Source organism: Lentzea alba, assembly GCF_011067745.1.
Classification (GTDB): domain Bacteria; phylum Actinomycetota; class Actinomycetes; order Mycobacteriales; family Pseudonocardiaceae; genus Lentzea; species Lentzea alba.
The window spans coordinates 561460-574933 of sequence record NZ_JAAMPJ010000004.1 but is presented as its reverse complement, the minus strand read 5'-3'; the positions used below and the strand labels follow the sequence as shown (position 1 = coordinate 574933).

The 13474-nt window shown below is 69.6% G+C and carries 13 protein-coding genes; 5 read left to right on the top strand and 8 right to left on the bottom strand.

The window, feature by feature from the left end:
• The first annotated feature begins 126 nt into the window (after nucleotides 1-126).
• Genes G7043_RS18415 through G7043_RS18400 form a run of 4 tightly spaced genes read left to right on the top strand, consistent with a single transcriptional unit; the run spans nucleotide 127 to nucleotide 4672 of the window.
• Complete coding sequence (locus G7043_RS18415; protein ID WP_166046874.1) at nucleotides 127-672, top strand: PadR family transcriptional regulator; 546 nt, start codon at nucleotides 127-129, stop codon at nucleotides 670-672.
• Nucleotides 669-1373 carry an ABC transporter ATP-binding protein gene (locus G7043_RS18410; RefSeq protein ID WP_166046873.1) on the top strand — a complete coding sequence of 235 codons (705 nt, stop codon included), beginning with the start codon at nucleotides 669-671 and terminating at the stop codon, nucleotides 1371-1373. The genes G7043_RS18415 and G7043_RS18410 overlap by 4 nt, the downstream gene beginning before the upstream one ends.
• A complete protein-coding gene (locus G7043_RS18405) occupies nucleotides 1370-4006 on the top strand; it encodes an ABC transporter permease (RefSeq protein ID WP_166046872.1) in 2637 nt (878 codons plus the stop codon). Before G7043_RS18410 ends, G7043_RS18405 begins: the two co-directional genes overlap by 4 nt.
• 9 nt (nucleotides 4007-4015) lie before the next feature.
• On the top strand, nucleotides 4016-4672 hold the full coding sequence (locus G7043_RS18400) for an alpha/beta fold hydrolase (RefSeq protein ID WP_166046871.1): 657 nt from the start codon (nucleotides 4016-4018) through the stop codon (nucleotides 4670-4672).
• 153 nt (nucleotides 4673-4825) lie between these two features.
• On the opposite strand, the gene prcA is transcribed toward G7043_RS18400, so the two are convergent.
• From prcA to G7043_RS18375, 5 genes are all read right to left on the bottom strand, one after another.
• The gene (gene prcA, locus G7043_RS18395) at nucleotides 4826-5593 is read right to left on the bottom strand and encodes a proteasome subunit alpha (protein WP_166046870.1); all 768 of its coding nucleotides are present in this window, start codon (nucleotides 5591-5593) and stop codon (nucleotides 4826-4828) included.
• Nucleotides 5594-5627: 34 nt separating this feature from the next.
• Nucleotides 5628-6476, bottom strand: a complete 849-nt coding sequence (prcB, locus tag G7043_RS18390; protein ID WP_166046869.1) for a proteasome subunit beta — start codon at nucleotides 6474-6476, stop codon at nucleotides 5628-5630.
• Between the two features lie 50 nt (nucleotides 6477-6526).
• Nucleotides 6527-6721 carry a ubiquitin-like protein Pup gene (locus G7043_RS18385; RefSeq protein WP_030471529.1) on the bottom strand — a complete coding sequence of 65 codons (195 nt, stop codon included), beginning with the start codon at nucleotides 6719-6721 and terminating at the stop codon, nucleotides 6527-6529.
• A gap of 79 nt (nucleotides 6722-6800) precedes the next feature.
• Nucleotides 6801-8294, bottom strand: a complete 1494-nt coding sequence (dop, locus tag G7043_RS18380) for a depupylase/deamidase Dop (RefSeq protein WP_166046868.1) — start codon at nucleotides 8292-8294, stop codon at nucleotides 6801-6803.
• A gap of 72 nt (nucleotides 8295-8366) precedes the next feature.
• Nucleotides 8367-10760: an FtsX-like permease family protein gene (locus G7043_RS18375; protein WP_166046867.1), complete on the bottom strand. Its 2394-nt coding sequence runs from the start codon at nucleotides 10758-10760 to the stop codon at nucleotides 8367-8369.
• A gap of 107 nt (nucleotides 10761-10867) precedes the next feature.
• Between G7043_RS18375 and G7043_RS18370 the strand changes: the two genes are divergently transcribed.
• The gene (locus G7043_RS18370; protein WP_242642372.1) at nucleotides 10868-11377 is read left to right on the top strand and encodes an NUDIX hydrolase; all 510 of its coding nucleotides are present in this window, start codon (nucleotides 10868-10870) and stop codon (nucleotides 11375-11377) included.
• Here the strand turns inward: G7043_RS18370 and G7043_RS18365 are convergent.
• The 3 genes from G7043_RS18365 to G7043_RS18355 are packed head-to-tail and all read right to left on the bottom strand — an operon-like array spanning nucleotide 11374 to nucleotide 13470.
• Nucleotides 11374-11982 (bottom strand): response regulator transcription factor, encoded by a 609-nt coding sequence (locus tag G7043_RS18365; RefSeq protein WP_166046866.1) that lies wholly within the window; start codon nucleotides 11980-11982, stop codon nucleotides 11374-11376. The two genes, G7043_RS18370 and G7043_RS18365, sit on opposite strands and share 4 nt — an antisense overlap.
• On the bottom strand, nucleotides 11979-13046 hold the full coding sequence (locus G7043_RS18360) for a sensor histidine kinase (protein WP_313887948.1): 1068 nt from the start codon (nucleotides 13044-13046) through the stop codon (nucleotides 11979-11981). The genes G7043_RS18365 and G7043_RS18360 overlap by 4 nt, the downstream gene beginning before the upstream one ends.
• 13 nt (nucleotides 13047-13059) lie before the next feature.
• Nucleotides 13060-13470, bottom strand: coding sequence for a hypothetical protein (locus tag G7043_RS18355; protein WP_166046865.1), 411 nt, complete (start codon nucleotides 13468-13470; stop codon nucleotides 13060-13062).
• Nucleotides 13471-13474 lie beyond the last annotated feature (4 nt).

The window sequence follows — 13474 nt, the reverse complement described above, 5'->3', positions numbered from 1 at the left end:
CCCCCAAGGTCACTTCAGCCGGACGTCTCCGGCACCGTCCAGGGTTCCTGATGTCAGCCCAGCTCGCACGCATGTTTCGCCGTCACCGTTTGCCAGGAACATACTCAGTATGCATACTCAGTACGCATGTCGGTCAAACACGGTCTGCTCGCGCTGCTGGAGCGCGGGCCCATGTACGGCTACCAACTGCGGGCGGCGTTCGACTCGGCCACCGGCGGTACGTGGCCGTTGAACATCGGGCAGGTCTACACGACGTTGTCGCGCCTGGAGCGTGACGATTTGGTGGCCGCGCTGCCCGAGAACGAGGGCCAGCGCCCCTACGAGATCACCGCGCAGGGCCGCACCGAGCTCAAGAGGTGGTTCGCCTCGCCGGTGCAGCGGAGCGACCGCCCGCGCGACGAGGTGGCGATCAAGCTCGCCCTCGCGATCACCACACCGGGCGTCGACGTCGCCAAGGTCGTGATGACCCAGCGCACGGCCACGATGCGCACGTTGCAGGAGTACACGAGACTCAAGACCCAGCCCGGCGACCTGCCGTGGCTGCTCGTGCTCGACGCGATGATCTTCCAGGCCGAGGCCGAACTGCGCTGGCTCGACCACTGCGAGGCGAGCCTGCTGCGCTACGAACCGCGGGCCGTCCCCGAGACGACGGACGTCGAGGTGCCGAGATGACCGTCCTCGAACTGCGCGGCGTGCACCGCGTCCACGGCACCGGCGACACGGCGGTCACGGCCCTCGACGACGTCTCCCTCGCCGTCGAACCCGGCGAGCTCGTCGCGGTCATGGGCCCGTCCGGCTCCGGCAAGTCGACCCTGCTCAACCTCGCCGGCGGCCTCGACAGCCCGACCAGCGGCCAGGTCCTCGTCGACGGCACCAGCCTGCAGTCCCTGTCCCGCAAGAAGCTCGCCGCCTGGCGCCGCCGCCGGATCGGCTACGTCTTCCAGGACCTCAACCTCATCGCGAGCCTCACCGCCGCCGAGAACGTCGCGCTCCCCCTCGACCTCGACGGCGTGCGCAAGTCCCGCCGGCAGGCCGAGCAGGCACTGTCCGAAGTGGACCTGGACGGCTACGCGGACCGCTTCCCCGACGAGATGTCCGGCGGCCAGCAGCAACGCGTCGCCATCGCCCGCGCCCTGATCGGCGAACGCCGCCTGGTCCTGGCCGACGAACCGACAGGTGCCCTCGACTCCCGCACCGGCGAAACCGTCCTGCGCCTGCTGCGCTCCAAAGTGGACGCCGGTGCCGCCGCCGTCCTCGTCACCCACGACGCCCGCCACGCCGCCTGGGCCGACCGCGTGATCTTCCTGCGCGACGGCGTCGTCGTCGACGTGTCGACCCGCGACCAGCCAGAAGAACTGCTGAGCACGCCGTGAACGGATGGCGCGCAGCACTGCGCATCGCCTGGCGCGAGGCCCGCAGATCCCGCGGCCGCTCCGCCCTCGTCATCGCCCTGATCCTGGTCCCGGTGGCGGCCCTGACCTTCGCCGCCATCGTCCACGACTCGACCACCCCGACCCCGGACGAGAACGCGTCCCTGCACATGGGCACCGCCGAGGCGGTGGTCAGCTGGCCCTACCGCGGCCCGGTGATCCAGGAACCGACCAGGGACTTCGCGATCCCGATCGGCAACGCCGAAGGCCAGGAACCCTCCGAGGACCGCCTGAAGGCCCTCCTGCCCGGCACCCAGCTGGTCCCCGTGGAACGCAGCGGCGTCAACATCCGCACCACAGCGGGCGTCGGCCGCGCCGGCGTCCGGATGCTCGACCTGAACAACCCGCTGACCAAGGGCCTGATCACCCTCCTGGAGGGCCGCGCGTCCCTCAACAACACCGAGATCACGTTGTCCCGCAAGGCCATGACCCGCACCGGCGTCGGTCTCGACGGCACGCTCACCACCGAGGACGGCCGCAAGTTCACCGTAGTCGGCGTCATCGAGGAACCCGACCGCCTGGACAACACCACCCTGGTGGCACTGCCCGGCACGTTCGACCACGCCGACCGCTCCTGGCTCGTCACCACCCGGATCGACTGGGCGAAGGTCAAGGAGCTCAACAAGGTAGGCATCGCGACCCTCTCCCGCACCGTCCTGCACAACCCGCCTGCGGCAGCCGACCTCTATCCGCAGTTCACCGACCCCAAAGAGGTCGGCGCCGACGTCCTGGTCCTCATCGCGGGCCTGGCCGTGCTGGAGATGTCCCTGCTGGCCGGTTCCGCCCTGGCCGTAGGAGCCCGCCGCCGCAAACGCGACCTGGCCCTCGTCTCCGCAGTCGGCGGCGCCCCAGCCCACGTCCGCCGCATCGTCCTGGCCGACGGCGTGGTCACCGGCACCCTGGCAGCCGTCGGTGGCGTGTTCCTGGGAGTGCTGGCAGCGGTCGCCAGCCGCCCGCTCGTCGAATGGCTCCTGGCCGAACGCTTTGCCGCCCAACGCTTCTACCCGTCCGCCCTAGCCGCTCTGGCCCTGCTCGCCATCGTCACCGGCGTCCTGGCCGCCCTCGTCCCAGCCTGGATCTCCTCCCGCCAGGACGTCGTGACCGCCCTGGCCGGCCGCCGAGGCATCACCCGCTCCCGCCGCCGCTGGCTGGTACTGGGCCTGATCCTCGTGACCACAGGCGTGGCCGTAGGCGTCTTCAGCGCGATCCAGATGCTGTTCCCCGGCATCCTCATCGCCCTGATCCTCACCGAGGTGGGCCTGGTCCTCTGCACCCCGGCCCTGCTGGGCCTACTGGCCCGAGCGGGCCGCTGGCTCCCCGTCGCCCTCCGCATAGCCCTGCGCGACGCCTCCCGCAACCGAACAGCAGCAGCCCCCGCGATCTCCGCGGTCATGGCCGCCGTCATCGGCGCGGTAGCCGTCAGCGTCATCCTGACTTCCCAAGCCCAGCAGGAAGCAGGCCAACTGGCGGGCAACCTGGGCGACGTCACCGTCTACCGCCTGGACGACCTCACCAAGGCCAACACCACGACCATCCCGCCCTCGGTGGCCACCGCCATCCGCGGCGCCATGCCGGTCTCCGAAACCCACGAGATCAAACTCCTCTCGTGCGACGGCGGCCCCTGCTTCGCGCACCTCCGCCCCCCGCCAGACCGCGAATGCCCGTACACCACGGACGTGCTCCACCGAAACCCCACCGAGCCGGAACAACAATCGGCCCTGACCGACCAACGCTGCGCCAACGTGGGCCGAACCCACCGCTACTTCGGCACCTTCACGACCCCGAACGGCTTCCTGGCCGTAGCCACCCCGGACGCCGCCCAATCCCTGCTGCACCTGCACAACGACGACGTGGCCGCCGTCCAAGCAGCCCTCCGCGACGGCAAGATCGTCACCAACGACCCAACCCACGTCGCCAACAACCAAACCCTCCTGGCCACCGGCACCAAAGCCACCACCAAACCAGCCCCGGGTTTCGTCGCCCCCCGACGACAACAGGCCCCACTGGCCGTGATGACCGAGGAAACCGCAAGGTCCCTGGGCTTCCCCGTCACCGCGTTCACCATGTACGCCACCACAACCCGCATGCCCACCGAAGACGAACAAGAAGCCCTGACAGCAGCCTTGGGCGGCGAATACGAGGTCCACGTAGCCCGCCCAACAGAATCCGACGTCCAACAGGCCTTGACCATCCTCGGCCTGGTAGCAGGCATCATCACCCTCGCAGCCGCCGCGCTGGCCACCGGCCTGGCCGCAGCCGACGGCCGCCGAGACCTGACCACCCTCGCCGCCGTAGGCGCCACCCCTACCCTGCGCAAACTCCTGTCACTGAGCCAAGCAGGCGTAATCGCAGGCATAGGCGGTCTACTGGGCACAGCCGCAGGCGTAGGCTCAGCCCTGGCCCTGCTGGCCGCCCTGAACGTCGGCTACGCCAGCTTCTGGCCCCAACCAGCCCCAAACCCGCTGACCATCCCCTGGCCCAACATCGCGATCTCCCTACTGGTGGTCCCAGCCGTGGCCATGCTGGGCGCAGCCCTTTTCACCCGTTCCCGCCTACCGATCGAGCGCCGCGAATAGGGTCCCCACATGACCACCTTCGCGATAGCGCACGGAGGGGGCGACGTCGGCTGGTCGTGGCACCTGGTAGCAAAAGCCTTGCAAGCCAAGGGCCACACCGTCGTCGCCCCCGACCTTCCCACCGAAGACGAGTCCAAAGACCTGAGCGACTGGGCCTCAACAGTGACCGAAGCCCTCCCGTCCACATCGGACGTGGTGGTAGTGGGCCACTCGTTCGGAGGCTTCGTAGCCCCACTGGTAGCCGCCCAGGTCAACGCCAAGGCACTGGTCCTGGTAACCGCGATGCTCCCCCACCCAGGCGAAACGCCGAACGACTGGTGGGCCAACACGGGCTACACGGACAGCGGCCTGGAAGACCAGTTCTGGCACGACGTCCCACCAGAACTGGCCGAGGAGTCGCAAAAGCGGGAACGCGACATGTCGGAAAACGCCATGGCCATGCCGTGGCCGCTGGACGCGATGCCCGACGTACCAACGCACTTCATCCTGTGCACAGAGGACAGGTTCTTCACGCCAACGTTCATGCGAGGAGTGATTGCAACCCGCCTACCAGGAGTCACACCGGTAGAGCTGGCATCGGGCCACTGCGCACAACTGAGCAAGCCACAAGAACTGGCAACCCTGCTGGAAAAGTGCGCCCAAGGCGAGGCCGAAGGCGAGCAGTAGCGACGGCGCAGCCGAGCCGCTCTTCGCATGCGCTCCGGGTGGGGTCCCGTCACGAGTCGTGCCTGATGCCCGGTCGCGACTCGGAACGTGACCCGCCCAACGCGAATGGCCCCCGACGCAACCGCCGAGGGCCATTCGCAACAACCAGAAACCCTACTTCGACTCATCCTCCGAGCCAGGCAGCTCAACGTCCTCAACAGCCTTCCCACCCTTGGTAGGCGAAGGCATCAAGGAATCCAGCGCCGCCCCGGCAATCCGCCGAAACGCCCGCCGAGGCCGAGCCCGCTCCAAAACCGCGACCTCCAACTTGTTGGCAGGCAACAGCTCAGACCCAGTAGATCCGGTGGACGGCGACCCGGCGGACAACGCCTTGACCGCAACCGGAACAGCCTCAGCCAACGTCAACCCGTCAGCGAAAGCGTCCTTCAAAGCGGTGTTGGCAGCATCCACAGTGCCACCCATCACGATGTACTGGGGCTCATCCACAATGGACCCGTCGTACGTCAACCGGTACAACGTGTCCGAAGCAGACGAGTCCCCGACCTCAGCCACGCAGATCTCCACCTCGAACGGCTTGATCTGCTCGGTGAAGTAGGTACCCAACGTGGTGGCATAAACATTGGCGAGAGACCGCGAAGTGACGTCACGCGGGTCGTTCTGATACCCGCGCACATCAGCGAACCGGATCCCGGCCTGCCGCAGGTTCTCGAACTCGCTGTACCGCCCGACGGCCGCGAAGCCGATGCGGTCGTAGATCTCCGAGACCTTGTGCAGCGTGCTGGAGGGGTTCTCCGCGACGAACAGAATGCCGTCCGCGTACTTCAGCACGATGACGCTGCGACCCCTGGCGATGCCCTTGCGGGCGTACTCCGAGCGGTCGCGCATCACCTGCTCTGCCGATGCGTACAGCGGCATCGTCATGGGTGGTGCTCCTGACGTCGAACCTGATGGGGACTCAGCCTGCGGGGCGGGACCGGCGGCCTTCGACGACCGCGTCGGCGACCGTGGCGACCTGGGCGTCCGGTACCTCGACGGCACCGTCGGCGCCGTTGATGGTGACCACGACCGGGTAGAGGCGGCGGACCGGGTCCGGGCCGCCCGTGGCCGAGTCGTCGTCGGCCGCGTCGTAGAGCGCCTCGACGACCGAGCGGATCGCGGCGTCGGCGTCCGCGTCCGGGTCGTAGAGCTTCTTCAACGCCGACTTCGCGAACAGCGAGCCCGAGCCGACGGCCTGGTAGCCCTGCGACTCCTCGTAACGGCCACCGGTGACGTCGTAGGACACGATGCGGCCTGCGCGGTCCGAGTCCGTGGCCGAGGTGTCGTACCCGGCGAACAGGGGCACCACGGCGAGGCCTGCCATGGCCGCGTCGAGGTTGCCCCTGATCATGGCCGAGAGGCGGTTCGCCTTGCCGTCGAGCGACAGCGAGACGCCCTCGATCTTCTCGTAGTGCCGCAGTTCGACCGTGTACAGCCGCACGATCTCGATCGCGATGCCTGCCGTGCCCGCGATGCCGACGGCCGAGTGGTCGTCGGTCACGAAGACCTTCTTCATGTCGCGCTGGGCGATGACGTTGCCCATCGTCGCGCGCCGGTCGCCGGCGATCACGACCCCACCCTTGTAGGTGGCCGCGACGATCGTCGTCCCGTGCGGGGCCTGGACGGTCCCCTCCGGGAGCTTCCGGGCGGAAGGCAGCATGTCGGGTGCCTGCGCCCGCAAGAAGTCCGTGAACGACGACGAGCCCGGCGTCAGGTACGCCGAGGGCAGCGCCGCGGCCGGGTAACGCCCGGTCGAGCTGTGGTCCATGTGTTGGTTGTTCTCCCGTCCCCGAAGGTGGTCGGCAGGCCCCCGAAGGCCTACTGACCACCCTTTTGCACGTATGCGCGGACGAAGTCCTCCGCGTTCTCCTCGAGCACGTCGTCGATCTCGTCGAGGATCGCGTCCACGTCCTCGCCGAGCTTCTCGCGGCGTTCCTGACCGGCTCCGGCGGCGTCGTCCGCGCCGTCGTCGCCGTCGCCACCGCCCTGGCGCTGCTTCTGTTCCTGGGACATCTCGGCCTCCCGCTAACTCGCCTGACAAGAACACTACCCAGCGGCACCGACAAAAATCCTGAGCCACTCGGGTAGACGATCACCCGCGAGTCAGTGCGTCCACCAGTTGCTCGGCGGTGTCAGAGGCCTCCAGAAGCGCTCCGACGTGCGCTTTCGTCCCGCGCAGCGGTTCCAGCGTGGGAATCCGCACGAGGGATTCTCGACCGAGATCAAAGATCACCGAATCCCACGACGCAGCCGCGACGGAGGTCGGGTAACGCTCCAGGCACCGGCCGCGGAAGTACGCACGCGTGTCCTCAGGCGGCGTGGTGATGGCCGCGATGACCTCTTCCTCGCTCACCAGGCGCTTCATCGAGCCGCGCGCGACCAGGCGGTTGTAGAGGCCCTTGTCCAGGCGCACGTCCGAGTACTGCAGGTCGACCAGGTTCAGCCGCGCCGAACCCCACGCGAGGCCGTCGCGCTGCCGGTAGCCCTCGAGCAGCCGCAGCTTGGCGACCCAGTCGAGCCGGTCCGCGCACTCCGCCGGGTCGCGGGCCAGCGCGTCGAGCACCTCGCCCCACACCCGCAGGACGTCGCGGTCGCCGATGCCCTCCTTCTCCACGAACGCGGTCGCGCGCTCGTGGTAGGCGAACTGGACGTCCAGGCCGGTGAACTTGCGCCCGCCGGTCATCTCGACCTTGGTCTTCAGCGTCGGGTCGTGGCTGATCTGGTGCACCGCGCGCACCGGGTCGACCATGCGCAGGTCGTCGAACCGCTGGCCGGCCTCGATCATGTCCAGCACCAGGGACGTGGTGCCGACCTTGAGGTACGTGGAGTACTCGGCCAGGTTCGCGTCGCCGATGATGACGTGCAGGCGGCGGTACTTGTCCGCGTCCGCGTGCGGCTCGTCGCGCGTGTTGATGATGCCGCGCTTCAGGGTGGTCTCGAGACCGACCTCGACCTCGATGTAGTCGGCGCGCTGCGAGAGCTGGTAGCCCGCCTCCTCGCCGGACGGGCCGATGCCCACCCGGCCGGAACCGGTGATGACCTGGCGCGACACGAAGAACGGCGTGAGGCCCGCGATGACGGCCGTGAACGGCGTCGAGCGCTGCATCAGGTAGTTCTCGTGCGTGCCGTACGACGCGCCCTTGCCGTCGACGTTGTTCTTGTACAGCTGCAGGCGGGGCTGGCCGGGCACGGTGGCGGCCTTCAGCGCGGCCTCCTCCATCACCCGCTCCCCCGCCTTGTCCCAGATCACCGCGTCCCGCGCGTTGGTGACCTCGGGAGCCGAGTACTCGGGGTGCGCGTGGTCGACGTAGAGCCGCGCGCCGTTGGTGAGGATGACGTTCGCCGCGCCCAGGTCCTCGACGTCCGAGTCGGCGGGGTGGCCGCCGGGACTGCCCAGGTCGAACCCGCGCGCGTCGCGCAGCGGTGACTCCACCTCGTAGTCCCACCGGGCACGCCTGGCGCGCGGTATGTCCGCCGCCGCCGCGTACGCGAGCACCACCTGTGTCGAAGTGAGCACCGGGTTCGCGGTCGCGTCGCCCGGCACCGCGATGCCGTACTCGACCTCGGTTCCCATGATCCGCCGCATACGCAACACCTTATGACCTGACCCCGGCAACAGCGTGAGGGGAGCTTCGCGTTGAAGCTCCCCTCACCCTATTCACCCGGACGCCAGTCCCGCCGCCGGGCGAATGCGCGAAGCCCCGCGCGAAGGCCCGAACGCGGCCACCACGGCCAGGACCACCACCGCCGCCGCGCCGATGACCAGCGGCAACACCACCGACAAGCCGGGCAGTGACATGTCGATGCCGGTCGAGAGAATCGCGATTTCGGCGTACCCGAACCCGAGCACTCCGCCACCGATCACGCCGACCAGCGCCAACATGATCGCTTCAGCGATGACTCCGCCCTGCAGTCCGCCTTGAGTGACGCCCAAGGCGCGCCTGAGTGCGAGCTCCTTGCGGCGTTCCTGCACCGAGATCGTCAGCGCGGTGCCGATGCCGGTCACGGCGACCGCCACGGACAACCCGAGCAGCACCATCATCAGCACGGTGCCGAGGTGCATGTACCGGTCCGCCTCGGCCCGCTCGTCGGCGTCCGTCTGCACGATCACGGTCGGGTTGTTCGGCAGCGCTGCCTGCAGGTTCGCCCGGAACTGCGCCGGATCCACCCCCGGCTTCAACGCGACCAGCACCTTCTCGGCGGGGCCGGAGGTCAGGCCGCCGAAGATCGGCGTGTAGCCGGTGAGGGTGCCGGGAACGGTGCCCACGACCTCGTACTGCTTGCCGTCGTTCTCGGCGAACGGCCGGTCCGACCAGTGCTCCGGCACGATCGCGGTCCCGGCGACGAACTGGTCGGCCCCGGACACGTTCTGCGCCTTGAGCCAGGTCTTGAACTGCTCGGGATCGACGCCGGCCCCGTTCTCGGCCTGGTGCAGCACGACGCTGGCGTCGACCTCGGGCCGTGCGGGAACGTCCGGCAGCGGCCGTCCCCCGGCGTCCACCACGGTGGCGTCCGGGCGCTGCTCGTTGGCGTACGCGTAGGTCATCTCCTGCGCGCTGCCCAGCACGACCAGGAAGAACGTCACCATCGAACTGGCCAGCAGCAACGGCAGCGCCACCGACGCCGACCGCTGCGGCATCCTGCGCACCTCGGCGCCGGCGAGCTTCCATTGCGTGCCGCCGATCTTGCCGAACAGCCGCGCGATGAACGGCACGGTGACCGGGCCGAGGATCCAGAACAGGCCCGTCACCGCGGCGATCGCGGAGAACGTGACCGAGATCGGGGCAGCGGACGTGCCCTTGGCCGCGATGGCCAGCATCGCGAGCAGCGCCGCGCCACCGGTGAACAGCAGACCGAACACCAGCCGCAGACGCCGCACGGACCGAGGGGGAACCTCGTTGTCCGCGTCACGAAGAGCAGCCAACGGGGACACACGCGCAGCGTTGATCGCGGGCCGGACAGCGGCCACGACGCTCAACAGCGCGGCAACAACAACTCCGAGGATCACGTACCCGAGCGACGGCAACAGGTCCGGACTCAGCTGCACCGCGCCGAACAGCGCGGAGATGCCGGTGAGGTCGAACGTCCTGGCCAGCAGCCACGCCATCGGCCCGCCCAGCAACGCACCGCCGACACCCGCCAGCGAACCCGTCACGAACGCCTCGAACAGGCTCCTGCGCACCAACGGCCCGCGCTGAGCACCAATGCACCGCAGCAACGCCGTCTGACGCTGACGTTGCGCGTAGACCGCACGGAACGTGGCCGCCGCGACGAACACCGCCGTGGCCAGCGCGAGCACGCTGAACGGCAGCAGGATGAAGGTCAGGTCGTTGCCGATCTTGTTGGCGTCCGGATCCGGGTCGAACACGACGAACGACGCCCCGGCGGCGCTCGCGACGGCGTCCCGCGACCCGCCGATCACCCAGATCGCCAGGGTCTCCGGCTGCGGATCGAGCTTCTTCGCGAGTTCGGGACCGGCGACCAGGATCGGCCGCGAGTCCATCCCGCCCTTCTTCATGACGCCGCTGACCGTGACGTCGACCGGCTTGCCGTCCGCGGCAGCGAGCTTGATCTTGTCGCCGGGCTTCAGGTCGCGTTCGTACGCGGTGATCTTGTCGACGGCGACCTCGTTGTCCGCGGCGGGCGGCTTGCCCTCGGCCAGCGGCCAGCGCGCCAGGTCGGGCTGTTGGACGTGCACCTCGGCCCGGTGCTCCCCGGCCCGTCCGTTGTCGTCCAGGAGGTCCGCGCGGACCTCCTGGACCGGCACCGCGCGGCCGATCGCGGAGAGCTTGGTGAGCAACGCGGCGTCGAGCTTCGGGCGGGTCGCCTCGACGGTGTCGACGCCGTACTCCGAGGGTCGGACGTTCACCACGTGGCCCACCGCGGACGGGGTGACCGGCGCGCCCTCGTCGACCGACCTGGAGAGCGCGTCGCTCAGCACCAGGGCGGCCAGCAGGCAGGCCACGCCGACCACGAGCGCGACGCCGGGCAGCAGCGCGCGGCCCGGCCGGGCGCGGAACTCGGCGACGCCGAGCCGCAGGGAAGTGGACACGAATCCTCCTCGGTGACGTCTGACGTTCACGAAGGTAGGAAGGAAGACGATCAGCGGGCGTCGGACTGGGGTAGCAAGCTCGCGTACGACTACAGGAGGATCCCAGGATGATCCACCTCAGCATGATCAATCTGTACGACGAGGACGCGAACGTGATCGGCACGGTGTCGCGGGAACGCATGCGCGCCGAGAACCTCTGGCACGGTTGCGTCCTCACTCTGGTGCACTCGGTCGACGGCGAACGGATCTACGTGCACCGCCGCACCGACACCAAGGACATCTTCCCGGGCCTCTACGACTACACGGCCGGCGGCGTGATCGACGCGGGCGAGACGCCCGACACCGCGGCCCGGCGCGAGCTCGAGGAGGAGCTGGGGGTCGACTCGCCTTTGACCTTCCTCTTCCAGACCACCTACGTCGACGAGCAGACGCGCTATCACGCGTGGGTCTACGAGACGCGTTCCGACGGCCCGTTCACCCACCAGCCCGAGGAGGTCGCCTGGGGTGGGTGGATGGGCCTGGACGAGCTGCGCGGCAAGATCGACGACCCGGGCTGGCCGCTGGTGCCGGACGGCCGCGCGATCGGCCGGGAGTGGTTGCGCCGCACCGGTTCCTAGAGCCAGCCGCGCTCGTCCGCCACCCGCAGGGCCTCGATCCGGTTGCGGGTGCCGGTCTTGGTGGTCGCGCCGGACAGGTAGTTCCGCACGGTGCCCTCGGCGAGGTACAGCCGGGCCGCGATCTCGGCGACGGTGGCGCTGGAGCGGGCGGCGATGAGCACGTCGCGTTCGCGGGCGGTGAGCGGCGACTCGCCCGCCGCCAGCGTCGCCGCGGCCAGTGCCGGATCCACCACGCGCTCACCGGCCGCCACCCGCCGGATGGCGTCGGCGAGCACGGCGGCGGGCGCGTCCTTCACGACGAACCCGACGGCGCCCGCCTCCATCGCCCGGCGCAGGTAACCGGTGCGGCCGAAGGTGGTCAGGACGACCACACGACAGCCGGGCACCTGCGCGGTGAGCACGGCGGCGGCCGCGAGCCCGTCCAGCCCAGGCATGTCGATGTCGAGCAGCGCGACGTCCGGACGGTGCTCCAGCGCCGCGGCCGTGACCTCGTCGCCGCGGCCGACCGAGGCCACCACCTCGAAGTCCGGTTCGAGGTCGAGCAGGACGCCGAGCGCCTGCCGGATCAGCTCCTGGTCGTCGGCGAGCAGCAACCGGATCGTCATGCCGCCACCTCCACACGCAACAACCACCCGCGAGGCCCCGCCGGCCCCGCGGTCAACACTCCCCCAACGTCCGACACCCTCGCTCGCAGTCCGTCCAAACCGGACCCGGCACCGACGGGACCGCCCACCCCGTCGTCGCTCACCTCCACGGTGGAAGCGGTGAGCTCCACCGTGCACCGCCCGGCCCGAGCGTGCCGCACCACGTTCGTCACCCCTTCGCGGACGACCCAGCCGAACAGTTCCCGGCGCTGCGCCGGCACCACGTCGCAGGCGGTGGGCAGGTCGGCGGCGACCCCTGCCGCCCGCAGCAGCTCGCGACTCCTGGCGAGTTCACCGGCTAGCGTCACGTCCTGGTACCCGGACACCGCGGCCCGCACGTCGGACAGCGCCTGCCGGGCCAGTTGCTCCACCGACTCCATCTCGGCGCGCGCCGCGGCCGGGTCGAGCTTCCTGGCCAGAGCGCTCTTCACGGTGATCGCGGTGAGCGAGTGGCCGAGCAGGTCGTGCAGGTCACGGGCGATCCGGTTGCGCTCGGCCTCCGACGCCAGCCTGGCCACCTCCGCCCTGGCCTCGCGCAACTGCTGGTTGGCCGTGGCGGTGCGGCTGAAGGCGAGCACCAGCAGCGTCGTGAACACCACGGCCACCGCGTAGTACCAGCTCCCGCCCGTGCTCCAGCCGGGCACGGTCATCGGCACCACCACGCACACCGCGGCGCCCAGCACCACGAGAACCGCCGCCGTCCGGGCACCGACCCGCGCCGCCGCGCAAGGCACGATCACCGCGGCGAGGATCAGCACGTTCTCGTGCGCCAGCGGCGCGAGCAGCAGGACCAGCACCGTCATCAGCGCCACCAGCCACCAGTGGACCCGCCACGCCGACCGCATCGCGGCCACCACGATGCCCAGGTAGCAGACGGAGACGGCCACCAGCAGCAGATAACCCGAAACGAGCCCGGCGCCGTGCGCGTACTGGTTGACGCCCGCGGCCGCCAGGAACGGGTAACAGAGCATGCCCAGGGAGAGCAGCAGCCGGCGCCGCTCGTCCACGCCGCGCGGTTCGTCCACGTCGAGAACCGTATTAGGACGCGAAGGCGGCGCGCACGCTGCGAGCGAACGTCAGCAGGACGACGATCATCAGCAGCGCGCCGCACACGCCGTTCGCGATCTTGAACCAGACCGGGAAGGAGCCGGGGACGGACTCGATCACCCCAATCGCGACCACCTGGGCCGGCGCGATGATCCGCACCCGGCGGTAGCTGCCGCGCGACCCGCCGGCCATGGACGCCCCCAGGGCAAACGTGACCAGCGAGGCCACCACGAGGATCGAGCCGCGGATCCACACCGCGTCGGTGACGATGTCGGGGTTGCCGCTGAACACCACGATCGCCAGCAGGGTCAGCACGCTCACGACCGCGTAGCCGCCGAGCAGCATCTTGGCGATGTGCAGCTTCTCGCGGGCGTCGGGGTCGGTCACTGTCGGCTTTGTCATGCCG